A 15,025-nucleotide genomic window follows, 5' to 3' on the forward strand; every position below is an offset into this window, starting at 1 on the left:
AACACTCACGCCCTTTATTATTCACCGTTACCTCTGAAGGACATTATTATGTCAACCGCTAAAAAACTTAATCCCTGGTATGTCGGGGTGGTTTCCGGCATGGCGTCATATATTGATTCTGCCGCCATTGTTTCCAACGGGACCGCGCTGGTTATTTATCAGAAAACGATCGGCACCACGGCCGTACAAATCGGTATACTCTCCGGCATATTAACCCTGAGTATTGCGCTGGGCGCATTTCTCGGCGGCAGACTTGGCGACTGTTACGGCAGACGCAAAGTGTTTATTGTCACCATGGTGATGATCATATTGGGTACCTTGCTGCTGGCCTTCGGCAATACGTTCCCGGTGCTGTTTATCGGCACGCTGTTGGTCGGGCTGGCTACCGGCGCGGATTTACCGGTCTCTCTGGCGACCATTGCTGAAGCTGCCACGGACAAAAATCGCGGGAAAATTATCGGCCTGTCGAATCTGCTGTGGTTTCTGGGTATTGGCACCACGATGGCGATTTCCGCGCTGGTCGGCGGCTGGGGACGATCCGGTGCGCAGATTATGTATTTGCATGTCTGCGCCGCGGCCGCGATTTTACTGTTGCTGCGCTGCACGATCCCGGAGTCGCCATTATGGCTGGTTGCCCGCAATGAACGCCGCGCCGGGATCGTGACCATCCGTGCGCAGAACGCGCGGTTTAAAGATCTCCTGCATGGAAAATACCTGTGGCCGTTTGTTGCCCTGTGCCTGTTTTACGCCTTCACCAACCTTGCCGCCAATACCGGCGGGCAGTTTGGTACTTATATTGCGGTTAACGTCGTGGGGATCAGCGTCGCGCAAAATTCCCTGTGGAACCTGCTGACCATGCCGGTCGGGGTATTGGCGGGGATCTTATTTATGCGCTTCGTCGATACGCCGAAACGTATTCCCGCCTTTATTTTTGGTGCCTGTTGTTTCGCGGGCGGATTCTTCCTGCCGGTGTTATTTAATTTCTCGCCGGCTTCCTGGTTCTGTTGTTTATTCTTCACCGCACTCGGCAGCGGACTGGCTTTCGAGGGGATCATGAAAGTGTGGTCGCAGGAATCTTTCCCGACCATGCTGCGTTCCACGGCGCAAGGCATTATCGTCGCGATTTCCCGTTTATTATGCGGCGTGCTGGCCTTTGTTACCCCGTTATTACTTGATGCCGGTCCGCTGGTGTTGTATTCCATTTTGTCCGCCACCGTGGCGTCAGGGTTATTCATTGGCTGGATATGTTTCCACGGCAAACACCGTAATGAATTTGCCGATGAAGGCGGGGTGCTTATTCGTGAGCAATCGTCTGAATATCCGGCATCAGCGGCAAAACAAATGTAGTTATCCCTTTTATCGCGCAACGTTAATTACACGAGGAGTCATGCATTATGCTCGCAGTCATCAGAGTTACACTGGATCAGGAATCCGCTTTGTCGGGTGTGCAGGAACTTCCTGTTCTGGGTTGGGAAATAGAAAGCGATAACAGAAATGTTCAGCAAACGGCGTATCGTATCCAGATAAGCTACGACCACCATTTTGACCCCATTATTCATCATGGCGAATGGCAGGAAACCTCCCGTTCAAATAACCTCGAGCTGACCGAATTAATGCTGACGTCTTCTCAGCGTTATTTTATCCGGGTTCAGGTGCGGGATAATTACGGCGAGGTCAGTCCGTGGAGTCCGCCTGCACACATGATTTCCGGCGTGCTGTATTCCCATGAATGGAACGCGGAATTTATTACGGCGGAATCGCCGGAAGATAAAGATCGCTCCGCTGCCATGTTATTGCGGAAATCTTTTGTCCTGAACCGCGCGGAGGATATTCAGTCCGCGTTTATTCACGTCAGCGCGCTGGGGCTTTATGAATTACATCTCAACGGCCATCAGGTCGGCGAAGATGCCCTGACTCCCGGCTGGACAAGTTATCACCACCATTTACGTTATCAGACTTATGATCTGACCGGTCATCTGCAAAACGGCGAGAATGTCATCGGCGCGATAACCGGCGCTGGCTGGTATAAAGGGGATATGGGCTTTACCCGCCACAGAAATTATTACGGTGAACGGGCGGCGCTTATTTCACGGCTGGTGATTAATTATAAAGACGGTTCGCAGGACACTGTGGTCAGCGATGAAAGCTGGAAAGGCCACGATTCTGCCATTCTGTTTTCTGAAATCTATGACGGCGAAATTTATGATGCCCGCAGGGAAATTCCCGGCTGGTGCGACAGGCAGGGTTCAGCGGCATCATGGCGGCCGGTCAGCGTGGTGGCGCACGATAAATCCACGCTGGTCGCGCAGGGCAGCAACACTGTCAGACAAATAGAAAAACTGAAACCTGTCGCGCTGATCACCACGCCGCAAGGCGACACGGTCCTCGACTTCGGCCAGAATTTAAGTGGCTGGGTAGAATTTAAGGTGCGCGGAAACGCAGGCGATAAAGTGGTGTTGCGCCACTTTGAAGTGCTGGACGCAGAGGGCAATGTTTATCTGGATAACCTGCGTTCCGCGAAACAGCGGACGGAGTACGTGCTCCGGGGCGAGGGCGAGGAAATCTGGCATCCGCACTTTACCTGGCAGGGTTTCCGTTACGTGAAAATCGAGAAATATCCGGCGGAGCTGGACCGGAATAATTTCACCGCCATTGTGCTGCATTCCGCCATGCAACAGACCGGGCATTTCGCCTGTTCCGACCCGGATCTGAACCAGTTACATCACAACATCTTGTGGGGGCTGAAAGGCAATTTTGTCGATGTACCGACTGACTGCCCGCAGCGCGATGAGCGTCTGGGCTGGACGGGCGATGCCCAGATTTTTTGCCGCACGGCGAGCTATCTGATGCAGACGCGAAATTTCTTCGCCAAATGGCTGACCGATCTTCGTTATGATCAGACGGAAGAAGGCGGCGTGCCACACGTCATTCCCGACATCCTCACCGGATATTGCGCCAAAGACCGTTTGCTGGCCGAGGGCGGCACCCACTCGGCATCGGCCTGGGCTGATGCGGCGGTGATCAACCCGTGGACGATGTACCTGATGTACGGCGACATCCGGGTGCTGGAAAATCAGTATGCCAGTATGAAGGGGTGGATCGATTTTATGACCGCACACGCCGACAACCATATCTGGCAGTACAACTTACAGTTTGGTGACTGGGTGGCGCTGGATGCAAAAGAGGGCAGTTATTTCGGTGCCACACCTAACGACCTGACCTGTACGGCGTATTACGCCTATTCCACCCAGCTGTTTGCTAAAGCGGCCAAAGTACTGAACCGGCTGGACGATCATCAGCATTACGAGGCATTACATCAGGCGATTGTCCGTCGTTTTCAGCAGGAGTTTTTCACGCCATCCGGTCGCCTGGCGGCAAGAACCCAAACCGCGCACATTCTGGCGCTGTATTTCAATCTGGTGCCGGAAGATTTCCGCCAGCGCACCACCGACACGCTGGTTGAATTGCTCAATGAGCACGACGGACATCTGGTCACCGGTTTCGTCGGCACGCCGTATTTCTGCCATGCGCTGAGCCAGAACGGACGCACGAAGGAAGCGTGGAATTTACTGCTGAAAGACGATTTCCCGTCATGGCTGTATCAGGTGAAAGCCGGTGCCACCACCATCTGGGAACACTGGGACGGCATCAAACCGGACGGCAGCATGTGGAGCGCGGACATGAACTCCTTCAACCATTACGCCTATGGCGCGGTGGGCGAATGGCTCTACCGCGTGGCTGCAGGGATTGAAGCCGACGAGGCGCAGCCGGGATTCAAACATTTCATCATCAATCCGCTGACCGGCGGCGGCCTGAGCTGGCTCGATACTCGTTATCAGTCAATCTACGGCAGCATCGGCGTGCGCTGGGAAGTCAGTGGTCAGACCGTGTTCCTTAACGTCAAGGTTCCGGCGAATACCTCCGCCACCGTGATCCTGACGGACGGTCAATCTGTGCAGGAAGCGGACGGGATTGATTTTGTGCGCTGTGCTGACGGGTATACGGCTGAGGTGGGATCGGGGGAATATCGGGTGGAATACCGGTTAGTTTAGTGAGGCAGCTTGTTTGCTCCTCCCCCTGCGAAGGGGGAGGCCGGGAGGGGGTTTAGCAGACAAAACGGCCGTCAAAGCTCAGGTTAACTTTTTGATTTGTCTATGATACCCCACCCCAACCCTCCCCTTCGCAGGGGAGGGAGCCGACCACGTTTTTATCTCAACCCACAGTTTAAAGACTCAAGACTCCGGTTCGGTCTTCTTCCCCGCCAGCATGGCCAAAAAGTCATATTTGGCCTGCAATTCTTTCTCCGCTGCGGCATACAACATTTCTGCCACGTCCGGCTGTTGGGCATTCAGCCTTCTGAAGCGTTGCTCATTGTTGAGCGTATCCGTCAGTCCGCTGGATGGCGGTCTGGAATCCAGCGCCAGTGCCGGTTTGCCTTCTTCCGTGCGACGTGGATCGAAGCGATATAGCGGCCAGAAACCGGTGGTGGTCAGCTGTTTCATCTGGTCGTGGCTGAGCGCCAGATCGTAGCCGTGCTCCTCGCACGGGCTGTAGGCGATAATCAGCGACGGTCCCGGATAGGCTTCGGCTTCCTGAATGGCTTTGACGGTCTGATTGAACTGCGCGCCGAGCGAAATCTGTGCCACATACACATGACCGTACATCATCATGCTGACACCCAGATCTTTGCGCGATTTGCGTTTACCCTGTTCGGCAAATTTGGTCACCGCACCCAGCGGGGTGGCTTTCGACTGCTGCCCGCCGGTGTTGGAATAACACTGGGTATCGAGCACCAGCACGTTGACGTTTTCGGTCAGACTCAGCACGTGATCCAGCCCGCCGAAACCGATGTCGTATGCCCAGCCGTCGCCGCCAATCAGCCAGATGGATTTATCCACCAGATAATCAGCATCCGTGGCTAACTGACGGGCATCCGGCGTGTCGATCTCAGCCAGAATTTTGCGCAGCGCGGTGACATGTTCGCGTTTCACTTCCGGCGTGGCGCTGTCATCACGCAGACCGCCCAGCACGTCAGCCGGAATATGTTCTTCCAGCGACGCGACCAGACGTAATACCCGGCGGCGATGCTGATCCACTGTCAGGCGGAAGCCCAGCCCGAACTCGGCATTATCTTCAAACAGTGAGTTTGCCCAGGCCGGACCACGGCCATCCGCGTTGGTGGTGTACGGCGTGGAAGGCAGGTTGCCGCCATAAATAGAGGAACAGCCGGTGGCGTTAGCGATCAGCAAACGGTCGCCATACAACTGCGTCAGCAGCTTGATATACGGCGTTTCACCGCAACCGGAACAGGCACCGGAGTACTCGAACAACGGCGTGATCAGCTGCGATGTGCGGATATCAATGCGTTCCAGCGTGGTTTTATCGATCTCCGGCAGTTTGAGGAAGAAGTCATAATTGGCGCGTTCTTCTTCCAGATGTTCGATACGATCGGCCATGTTGATGGCTTTGATGGAAGGATCCTGACGATCTTTCGCCGGACACACTTCCACGCACAAATTACAGCCGGTGCAGTCTTCCGGCGCGACCTGCAACACGTATTTCTGACCGCGCATGTCGCGGGACTTCACATCCAGCGATTGCAGCGCGGAAGGGGCGTTTTCCATAAATTCCGGCTGAACCACTTTGGCGCGGATCGCCGAGTGCGGACAGGCGGCAACACAGTGGTTGCACTGGGTGCACAAATCCGGTTTCCAGATGGGGACTTCTTCGGCAATGTTGCGTTTTTCCCACTGCGTGGTCCCGGTCGGCCAGGTGCCGTCCGGCGGGAAGGCCGAAACCGGCAGTGCGTCGCCAAGACCCGCCAGCATGGTGGCGGTGACGGTTTTGACGAAGTCCGGTGCCGCGTCGGAAACAATCGGCGGGCGTTTACGCGGATTTTCCGGGACAGGTTGCAGCGGTACCGCCACCAGTTCTTCCAGCGTGGCGGCCAGCGCCATCCAGTTGCGGGTGACCAGTTCCTCGCCTTTACTGCTGTAGCTGCGGGCAATCGCGCCCTGTAATTCTGTCAGTGCCTGATCGCCCGGCAGAATCTGTGTCAGATGGAAAAACGCCATCTGCATAACGGTGTTAATGCGTGCACCGAGTTTACATTCGCGGGCAATTTTGGCGGCATTAATGACATAGAAGCGTGCCTCGCGCTGAAGCAGGGTTGCCTGCACTTCCAGCGGCAAACGCTCCCAGACTTCAGCGGCGCTGAACGGCGTATTGAGCAGGAAAATCCCGCCGTGACGCAGGCGTTCGGCCATCTGGTATAAATCGATAAACTGCCACTGGTGACAGGCGACAAAGTGCGCCTGACTCACCAGATACGCAGATTTGATCGGCTTTTCACTGACGCGCAGATGCGACACTGTCAGGCCACCGGCCTTTTTGGAGTCGTAAACGAAATAACCCTGCGCGTACATCGGCGTGCTGTTACCGATGATCTTGATGTTGTTTTTGGTGGCCGACACCGAACCGTCACTGCCCAGCCCGTAAAACAGGGCTTCGAGCGACGCGTGCTGCGGCAATTCTTCTTCCACCACCGGCAATGACAAACCGGTGACGTCGTCATAAATGCCGACAGTAAAGCGCGGACGCGGCTGGCTCAGCGACAGCTCGCGGAACACCGAAAGCACGCAGTCCGGGCCGAATTCTTTCGAGGATAATCCGTAACGGCCACCGGTCACTTTCGGCAGCGTATCGCGTTCGCCACGGCTGTAGGCTTCGGCCAGGGCGGTCATCACGTCGAGATACAACGGTTCGGCCAGCGCGCCCGGCTCTTTGGTGCGATCCATCACCGCGATGCTTTTCACGCTTTGCGGCAGCACCGACAGCAGATGGGCGGCGCTGAACGGCCGGTATAAACGCACTTTCAGCACGCCGACTTTCTCGCCGCGCGCATTCAGGGTGTCGATCACTTCTTCGGCGGTGCCGATGCCGGAACCCATCAGCACAATCACCCGTTCTGCCTGCGGATCGCCGACGTATTCGAACGGCTTATATTCGCGGCCGGTGAGGGCGGCGAAGGCATCCATGGCGTCAATGACGTGCTGGCAGGTGGCGTTGTAATACGGGTTGGTGGCCTCACGCGACTGGAAATAGGTGTCAGGGTTGGCGGACGTGCCACGGATCACCGGATGGTCCGGCGACAGCGCACGGGCGCGGTGCGCGTCAATCTGCGCCTGCGGCAACATCTGCTGGAGCGTGTCATCGCTGAGTGGCGCAATCTTGTTGATTTCGTGCGAGGTACGGAAGCCGTCAAAAAAGTGGATAAACGGCACGCGGCTGTTCAGACTGGCGACCTGAGAGATCAGCGCGAAATCCTGCGCTTCCTGCACGCTGGCGGCAGAGAGCAGGGCGCAACCGGTCTGGCGCACGGCCATCACATCAGAATGATCACCAAAAATCGACAAGGCGTGCGTCGCGACGGTACGCGCCGCCACATGCAATACAAACGGCGTCAGTTCACCGGCCAGTTTGTACAGCGTCGGGATCATCAGCAGCAGACCCTGCGACGAGGTAAACGACGTCGATAACGCACCGGTCTGTAGTGCGCCATGGACGGTGGAAATCGCGCCTGCTTCAGACTGCATTTCCATTACCGTCGGGACATCGCCCCACAGATTTTTCTTCCCTTCGCCTGACCAGGCACCGGCAATTTCGGCCATGGTTGAACTGGGGGTGATCGGGTAGATGGCAATCACTTCGTTGGTGCGATAAGCCACGGAAGCGACTGCGTTATTACCGTCAGTGGTGATCATGGAATATCCTTTTGCTTTGCTCACAATGGCGGCCAGCAGGAAAGTGTTTTTGCTGGCAAGAATGATAAAAGCTTAGCAGAGGGCGGATTAATCGATTTATCCTGATTGTGTGCAGGGCTATTTCGCCTGATATTTTAAGTGGTTACTCTGTAAACGATCAGATTGGGATTATTATTAGCCACCGGGGAAATAACGATTTCTGCCGGTGGCTAAACAGCGGATAAGGGAAGGGGAAAAACGGGTTAATTAATATCGATTCTTTTTATTCCTTTCACCGACATCAGCGCCTCATACAATTTATCCACACTCTGTTTCGGCCGCAGGATCACATCCAGAACCAGTTCGCATTTTCTTTCATCTTCTTCATCGCGCTGATTGATTTTGATCTGACCGGGGCGGATACGCATTTTCTGCAAGGCCATCAGCACGCCCGGCACGCTTTCCGGCAGCAGCCGGATTTCTATTAAATGATGATGCCCGACCCAGTGATTACTTATCTGGCGGAACACTTCCAGCACAATTAAGGTCATGAACGCGCCATAAATGCCGATCTGATACAGCCCGCTGCCAATCACCAGACCAATCGCCGCCGTCACCCATAAACCCGCGGCGGTGGTTAATCCTTTCACAATTTGTTTCTGAATAATGATCGTCCCGGCACCGAGGAAACCCATGCCGCTGACCACCTGTGCCGCCACGCGGCTGGGGTCGAAGCTGACGTGAGTTTGCAGCAGAATATCGGCAAAGCCATATTTCGACACAATCATAAACATGGCGCTGCCGATACCCACCAGAATATGGGTGCGCAATCCGGCTTCTTTGGCGCGTAACTGACGCTCAATGCCGATTAATCCACCCAGGGCACCGGCGAGGGCAATCCGGAGTAAAAAATCTGTCAGCATGTCTGCTCCTTTATCATTATATTTTCCGGGTCATACAGAGGGTAAAGAGGTTAATAACGGTTAATTTTATTCGTCAAAGAAATAACCGGACGAAATAAAATGTGTCTGAGTGTTTAAATTTGAGATTATTTTAGGAAAAAGTTGATGTTATTTCACCGCAGGACTCGACGCGGGCGAAAAACGTCGGATATGATGGCGATTCGAAAAAAATCCCCGTTATATTCAGGAGCAGGACAGATGATCACTGCGTTTCGCGTGTTACTGGCCGCAGGTGTACTGGTGTTAGCCGCATGCAGCAGCCACGATGAGCCGGCTGAGGTTGTGCAAAAAGGCAACAGCGTCAATGTCGGTCAGCGTGCCGTGAATATGGACAGCCCGGCGTATGCGGCCTGTTCGATGGCGGGCGGGCAATTGCGTCTGGCGCCACAGCTTGATGGCAGCCGCGTCGGCATGTGTTCGATGGCGAACGGACGTCAGTGTTCTGAAGCCGCACTGATGCAGGGTCGCTGCACCGCAGGCTAAACGCCAGAATGATCTCTGGCGTTTTTGCAGGGTCAGCCCGTGATTACATCCGGTCTTTCTGGCGATAGATCAGCTGATGTTTGCCCTGCGTCAGGGTCAGCTTACGATCCTGCAAGCTGAGCGCCGCGCCGTTGTTCAGTACGTCGCTGATCACGTGATCCCATTTATTCAGATTCTCATCCGGGCACATCATCATGGTGGAGGCCAGACCTTTCACGGTCAGCACATTGTTGTGCAGCTCGCCCTGACCCATGAAGTTATTACACATCTTACCGGAAACGTGCATGTTGGCGCCGAACTCAATCTCCGGAATGCGCCCCTGTGCGGCTGGCACGGTCTGACCATCCACACTCAGCAATTCGAAGCGGTGATGCTGTAAATCGTTTTGTTTAATGGCGGTATTCTGATTCATGCTGCATGCGCTTAACGTGATAGCGGCGGCCAGAACAAACAGTGACTTCTTCATCTTCTCTCCTGAGAAATATTCCTTCAGCACTCATCCTGTCGATACATTCAACTGATTTATGCAATATTTAGTGGTGCATTATAGCGTGAATGAATTGAAATTTTAAGCCCTTAACGCCCTCCCGCTGCACAGGGCGAGGCGCTTAAAATATCGCTGATCTTTATCCCGTCATCTGCCCATCATAAAAGCGTCATTTTACGCCGTTAGGTTATGCCCATCACAGGTCAGAGAGACATACAGCGGCATGAGCTATCTATCACTGCATCACATCCGCAAATCCTGGGGCAACAAAGTGGCGCTCGACGACATCAGTTTTGATGTGCAGGAAGGCGATTTTATTGCCTTGCTGGGGCCTTCCGGCTGCGGCAAATCCACGTTGCTGCGCACTATTGCCGGGCTGGAAACGGCCGATCAGGGCACCCTCCGTTTTCAGCACACCGATGTCACGGCGCTGACGCCAGGCGAACGCAAACTGTCGATGGTATTTCAGTCGTACGCGTTATTCCCGCACATGAATGTCCGTGAAAACCTGCTCTTCGGCTTGCGGGCGCGGGGCGAAGACAAGCGCCAGTTTGCCTCGCGGCTGGCGGACGTCAGCAGGCTGATGGAACTGGAACCGCTGCTCGACCGCCTGCCAGCGCAGCTTTCCGGCGGGCAGCAACAGCGCGTGGCGCTGGGCCGTGCGGTGATCGCCAATAATAAACTGTGCCTGATGGACGAACCGCTTTCCAATCTGGACGCCAAGCTGCGCCAGAGTATGCGCCGCGAAATTCGTGCGATTCAGAAAAAGCTCGGTCTGACCCTGCTGTATGTCACCCATGATCAAACCGAAGCGATGAGCATGGCGGACAAAATTATTCTGCTTAACGATGGACGCATCGAACAGCACGACACGCCGGACAACCTTTATAACAACCCGACCAGCATTTTCGCCGCGCAATTCATTGGCGCGCCGCCGATGAATATTCTGCCGCTGGCGCAACAGGGCCAACATCACTTTCTGGCCGGCATGCCGCTGCCGGTGGTGGAAAATGTCCACGGCAACGCCCTCAGCCTCGGCCTGCGCGCGGAAGACATTCAACTGACGGCTGCCGCACACGCCAGCCTGACCGCGCAGGTGCTGAGCCACGAATACATGGGGGCCGATACACTGGTGGCCTGTGTGTTACCGGGATATGGGGAACCGCTGACGGTAAAAGTGGCGGGGATGCAGCGTTTTGCCGAAGGCCAGACGGTCGGCCTGCAATGGAGCACGGGCGCGCAATATTTTTTCAACACAGCGGACGGAAAACGCTGTTATCAGGCTGAGCAAACTTGTTTGCCATCAGAGCAACGGGTTGCCGTGTAGTTTTTTGCTGTTTTGCACTTTTACTGACTCATACCACCTCCATTGCCGAAGGGAAAACCATGTCACGTATTCACCGTTTTTCACGTCTTGCCTGCGCTGTTCTGCTGCTTACCGGTACTTCCGCTTTCGCCGCGGATCCGGTGAAATTACAAATGTATTACCCGATTGCCGTCGGCGGAAAAATCAGCCACACGGTGGATACGCTGGTGGAAGATTTTCAGAAAACGCATCCGGATATCCGTATTCAGCCGGTCTACACCGGGGATTACGCCACGACGGTGACCAAGGCGCTGACGGCATTTCGTGGCGGTAACGCCCCGCAAATCGCGGTGATCGGCGATATCGAGGCTTATTCCCTGATCGACGCGGGCGCTATTCTGCCGGTCAGCGATCTGGCGAACGACGCAGAGGGTAAGCAGTGGATCGACGGCTTCTATCCGGCGTTTATCCGTCACATTCAGGACAAAGTGTGGGGCATCCCTTTCCAGCGTTCGACCGTGGTGTTGTACTGGAACAAACAGGCGTTTGAAAAGGCCGGGCTGAACGGCGACACGCCGCCCGCCAGCTGGCAGCAGGTGGTGGATTTTGGCAAAAAGTTAGTGGTGCGTGACGGATCCGAAGTGAAGCAGTGGGGGATTGAAATTCCGTCCACGCCGAACGGTTACTGGAATTTCCAGGGGATTGCGGCCACCAACGGCAGTCATCTGGATAACGGTAAAGGGACGGCGGTGACCTTTGACACGCCAGCCAACGTGGAAGCTTTGCAATGGCTGACGGATCTGGCGCAAAAAGAGGCGGTATCACCGAAAGGCACCATTGCCTGGGGCACCACGCCGCAGGACTTTATCGACGGCAAAACCGCCATGATGGTCACCACTACCGGTAACCTGACGACGGTGCGTGACAACGCCAAATTCCCGTTTGGCGTGGCGATGCTGCCGGAGAAAACGCAGCGCGGCAGTCCGACCGGCGGCGGCAATTTATACGTGTTTAAAAACACCACCCCGGCGCAACAGAAAGCGGCGCTGGAGTTTATCCGCTGGGTATCCGCACCTGAACAGGCGGCGCGCTGGAGCATTGCCACCGGTTATGTCGCGACATCGCCTGCCGCGTGGGAAACCCCGGTGATGCAGGAATATGTGAAGCAGGTTCCGCAGGCGCTGGTCGCCCGCGAACAGCTGAAATATTCTCAGCCGGAACTTTCGACCTACAACAGCGTGCAGATCCAGGAACTGATGAACCACGCGATTGAAGCGGCCGTCACGCAGGTGAAAACGCCTGCCGAGGCGCTGAGTTCGGCGCAGAAACAGGCAGACCGCCTGCTGAAACCCTATCAGTAAGGAAGGGCATGAGCACACTTCACGCAGTCCTTCCGGCCACCCGCACACGCGGGTTGTCTTTACAGCTTTACGGCTATCTGTTGCTGCTGCCTGCGCTGAGTTTTCTGCTGCTGTTTACCCACTATCCGGCGCTGGCCACGGTGTGGGAAAGCCTGTTCAGCGCCGCCCGCAGCGGCCATGCGGCTCAGTTTGTCGGGCTGGATAATTACCGGGCGCTGCTGGATGACGACGTGTTTATGTTGTCGTTACGCAACAATCTGCTGTACGCCCTGATCACCATTCCGCTGTCGGTGGCTCTGGCTTTACTGATGGCGCTGGCAGTGAACCGCCGTCTGCGCGGCAACGCACTGACCCGCGCGGCGTTCTTTATCCCTTCACTGCTGCCGATGGTGGCGATTGCCAATCTGTGGTTGTTTTTCTATACCCCGCAGTTGGGTTTGCTTAATAAAATGCTGGCGCTGTTTTCGCTGCCAGCCGTCAACTGGCTCGGCGAACCGGGTACGGCGCTTTACAGCCTGATGGCGGTATCGGTGTGGCGCGAAGCCGGATTCTTCATGATTTTCTATCTTGCCGCATTGCAGCAAATTGATCCGCGACTGGCCGAAGCGGCAGACATCGAAGGGGCGTCGCGCCGCTATTTCTTCCGGCGCGTGCAGTGGCCGTTACTGATGCCGACGACCTTGTTCGTGCTGATTAATGCCTCGATGAACGCCTTCAGGATTGTCGATCAGGTGATTGCCATGACCAACGGCGGCCCGAACAACAGCACCAGCTTGCTGCTGTTTTACATCTACCGCACGGCATTCAGTTACTGGGATTTACCGGCGGCGTCGGCGATGACCGTGGTGCTGCTGGTGATCCTCGCGGCCATCGCGCTGATCAAATTCAACCTGCTGGACAAAAGGACGCACTATCAGTGAAACCCTTTTCTTACCGCCGTCTGTCCCTGGATCTCGCCATCTGGCTGGCGGCGGTGCTGTGGTTGTTACCGGTGCTGGTGGCGGTCTGGATCGCTGTCCACCCGGCGTCGGCGCAGGGCAGTTTTTCGCTGTTTGCACCGCTGACCGTGCAGAACTTTATCAATGCCTGGCAGGCGGCACCCTTTGCCCGCTATTTCCTCAACACGACCCTGCTGGTGCTGATGATTGTGGTCTGCCAGCTGATCCTGGCGACGCTGGCCGCTTATGCGCTGGTGCGGTTCAAACTGAAAGGCGCAGGATTGATCTTCGCGCTGATCCTGCTGCAACTGATGATCAGCCCCGATGTGCTGATCCTGAATAATTACAAAACCATCGGCGCGCTGGGATTACGCGACACGCTGACCGGCATCGCGCTGCCGTATTTCGCCTCAGCGTTTGCCATTTTTCTGCTGCGTCAGACCTTCAAAAGTATTCCGCTGGTGCTGGAGGAAGCCGCCATTGTGGAAGGTGCCAGCCGCCTGTATATGCTGGGCAAAATTTATATTCCGCTGGCGAAACCGGTGTATGTCGCGTTCGCACTGGTGTCCGTCAGCTTCCACTGGAACGATTTTCTCTGGCCGCTGGTGATCACCGATTCGGTGACCGTGCGGCCGGTCACCGTCGGGCTGCAACTGTTTTCCGCGCCGGAGCAGGGCGTGCAGTGGGCGCTGATCAGCGCGGCGACCCTGATGACGGTGATGCCGTTGCTGGTGCTGTTCCTGATCTTTCAGCGCCAGTTTGTCCAGTCCTTTATGCGGGCAGGTATCCGATAAAATCCTGACAGGAGAACGTTATGACCGTGATCTCGCCATCCCTCTTATTGTCTGACGAACAGGCACAGGCGCTCGGCAATGTGAGCGCGTTATATCAGCCACCGGAAATGCATGATGCGCTGGTGAACGGTGCGCGTTTACGCTTCGGGCTGATTGCCGATCCGCAATACGCCGATGCGGACAGCCAGAAAGAGCGCCATTACCGCAACAGCCTGAATAAGCTGGCGACGGCCATTACTGAGCTGAATGATTCAAAGCTGGATTTTGTGGTTACGCTGGGCGATCTGGTCGATCGCGACTGGGGCAGTTTTGATCCGGTGTTATCGCGCTACGCGGCCTTGCGTCATCCGCATGCGGCAGTGATCGGCAATCACGATGCGGAGGTGATTACCCGGCATCTGGCATCACAGACACCGGCGCTGGGTTTACCGAAAAGTTATTACGCATTCAGCCTGCCGGGCTACCGTTTTCTGGTGATCGACGGCAACGACATCAGCCTGTATTGCAATCATGCCAATGGGGATGACCGGCAGATGGCAGAATATATGCTGGATGAACTGAATGAATGCCAGCAACCGCAGGCGCAGCCGTGGAACGGCGCGGTCGGGCCGGTGCAGCTGAAATGGCTGGAGAAACAGCTGCGGGAAGCCCGTGCGCAGCGCGAGATCGTGCTGGTGTTCGGCCATTACCCGCTGACGCCGGTCAACAGCCATAATCTGTGGAACTGTGAAACGCTGGTGGAGTTGTTGTGCCGCTATCGCGTGCGGGCTTATTTTGCCGGTCACGATCACCGTGGCGGTTACGACCGTGTCGGGGATACCGATTTCATTACCCTGAAAGGCATGGTGGACGGCGAAAGCAGCCTGCCGTTTTCCTCCGTCACGCTGGCCGATGATGTGCTGACCCTCACCGGCTATGGCACCGAAATCAGCCGGGTGCTGAGCCGCTGAGC

11 protein-coding genes are annotated in these 15,025 nt (G+C 55.8%); 8 read left to right on the plus strand and 3 right to left on the minus strand.

Features of this window, described 5'->3' with window-relative positions; all coding sequences use genetic code 11:
- Positions 1-48 precede the first annotated feature (48 nt).
- Both EYY67_RS02285 and EYY67_RS02290 read left to right on the plus strand, forming a co-directional pair.
- Entirely contained in the window at positions 49-1,347 is a 1,299-nt protein-coding gene (locus tag EYY67_RS02285; protein WP_131692727.1) for an MFS transporter, read from the plus strand.
- 47 nt (positions 1,348-1,394) lie between these two features.
- Positions 1,395-4,052 (plus strand): glycoside hydrolase family 78 protein, encoded by a 2,658-nt coding sequence (locus tag EYY67_RS02290; RefSeq protein WP_131692728.1) that lies wholly within the window; start codon positions 1,395-1,397, stop codon positions 4,050-4,052.
- 180 nt (positions 4,053-4,232) lie between these two features.
- On the opposite strand, the gene nifJ is transcribed toward EYY67_RS02290, so the two are convergent.
- Together nifJ and EYY67_RS02300 are read right to left on the minus strand one after the other, a co-directional pair.
- A complete protein-coding gene (gene nifJ / locus EYY67_RS02295) occupies positions 4,233-7,763 on the minus strand; it encodes a pyruvate:ferredoxin (flavodoxin) oxidoreductase (protein ID WP_131692729.1) in 3,531 nt (1,176 codons plus the stop codon).
- 242 nt (positions 7,764-8,005) lie between these two features.
- Entirely contained in the window at positions 8,006-8,665 is a 660-nt protein-coding gene (locus EYY67_RS02300) for an MgtC/SapB family protein (protein ID WP_095921908.1), read from the minus strand.
- Positions 8,666-8,902: 237 nt separating this feature from the next.
- Between EYY67_RS02300 and EYY67_RS02305 the strand changes: the two genes are divergently transcribed.
- Positions 8,903-9,187 (plus strand): putative hemolysin, encoded by a 285-nt coding sequence (locus EYY67_RS02305; RefSeq protein WP_095921909.1) that lies wholly within the window; start codon positions 8,903-8,905, stop codon positions 9,185-9,187.
- Between the two features lie 43 nt (positions 9,188-9,230).
- On the opposite strand, the gene hslJ is transcribed toward EYY67_RS02305, so the two are convergent.
- The gene (hslJ, locus tag EYY67_RS02310; RefSeq protein ID WP_095921910.1) at positions 9,231-9,653 is read right to left on the minus strand and encodes a heat shock protein HslJ; all 423 of its coding nucleotides are present in this window, start codon (positions 9,651-9,653) and stop codon (positions 9,231-9,233) included.
- 244 nt (positions 9,654-9,897) lie between these two features.
- On the opposite strand from hslJ, the gene EYY67_RS02315 reads away from it, so the two are divergent.
- From EYY67_RS02315 to EYY67_RS02335, 5 genes are read left to right on the plus strand one after another with little or no spacing between them, the layout of a single operon-like run.
- Entirely contained in the window at positions 9,898-11,001 is a 1,104-nt protein-coding gene (locus EYY67_RS02315) for an ABC transporter ATP-binding protein (RefSeq protein WP_131692730.1), read from the plus strand.
- Positions 11,002-11,060: 59 nt separating this feature from the next.
- A complete protein-coding gene (locus tag EYY67_RS02320; protein WP_131692731.1) occupies positions 11,061-12,341 on the plus strand; it encodes an ABC transporter substrate-binding protein in 1,281 nt (426 codons plus the stop codon).
- 8 nt (positions 12,342-12,349) lie between these two features.
- Positions 12,350-13,261, plus strand: coding sequence for a carbohydrate ABC transporter permease (locus EYY67_RS02325; protein ID WP_095921913.1), 912 nt, complete (start codon positions 12,350-12,352; stop codon positions 13,259-13,261).
- Entirely contained in the window at positions 13,258-14,073 is an 816-nt protein-coding gene (locus EYY67_RS02330; protein ID WP_131692732.1) for a carbohydrate ABC transporter permease, read from the plus strand. The genes EYY67_RS02325 and EYY67_RS02330 overlap by 4 nt, the downstream gene beginning before the upstream one ends.
- Positions 14,074-14,093: 20 nt before the next feature.
- Positions 14,094-15,023 (plus strand): metallophosphoesterase, encoded by a 930-nt coding sequence (locus EYY67_RS02335; protein WP_095921915.1) that lies wholly within the window; start codon positions 14,094-14,096, stop codon positions 15,021-15,023.
- The last annotated feature ends 2 nt before the right edge of the window (positions 15,024-15,025 follow it).

The sequence above is a fragment of the Rahnella victoriana genome, from assembly GCF_004330295.1.
GTDB lineage: Bacteria > Pseudomonadota > Gammaproteobacteria > Enterobacterales > Enterobacteriaceae > Rahnella > Rahnella victoriana.

What these genes read in the sequence shown, in the direction of transcription:
- EYY67_RS02315 (WP_131692730.1), top strand. Translation starts at nt 9,898, where the DNA reads ATGAGCTATCTATCACTGCATCACATCCGCAAATCCTGGGGCAACAAA.
- EYY67_RS02305 (WP_095921909.1), top strand. Translation starts at nt 8,903, where the DNA reads ATGATCACTGCGTTTCGCGTGTTACTGGCCGCAGGTGTACTGGTGTTA.
- EYY67_RS02320 (WP_131692731.1), top strand. Translation starts at nt 11,061, where the DNA reads ATGTCACGTATTCACCGTTTTTCACGTCTTGCCTGCGCTGTTCTGCTG.
- EYY67_RS02285 (WP_131692727.1), top strand. Translation starts at nt 49, where the DNA reads ATGTCAACCGCTAAAAAACTTAATCCCTGGTATGTCGGGGTGGTTTCC.
- EYY67_RS02290 (WP_131692728.1), top strand. Translation starts at nt 1,395, where the DNA reads ATGCTCGCAGTCATCAGAGTTACACTGGATCAGGAATCCGCTTTGTCG.
- EYY67_RS02300 (WP_095921908.1), bottom strand. Translation starts at nt 8,665, where the DNA reads ATGCTGACAGATTTTTTACTCCGGATTGCCCTCGCCGGTGCCCTGGGT.
- EYY67_RS02335 (WP_095921915.1), top strand. Translation starts at nt 14,094, where the DNA reads ATGACCGTGATCTCGCCATCCCTCTTATTGTCTGACGAACAGGCACAG.
- nifJ (WP_131692729.1), bottom strand. Translation starts at nt 7,763, where the DNA reads ATGATCACCACTGACGGTAATAACGCAGTCGCTTCCGTGGCTTATCGC.
- EYY67_RS02325 (WP_095921913.1), top strand. Translation starts at nt 12,350, where the DNA reads ATGAGCACACTTCACGCAGTCCTTCCGGCCACCCGCACACGCGGGTTG.
- hslJ (WP_095921910.1), bottom strand. Translation starts at nt 9,653, where the DNA reads ATGAAGAAGTCACTGTTTGTTCTGGCCGCCGCTATCACGTTAAGCGCA.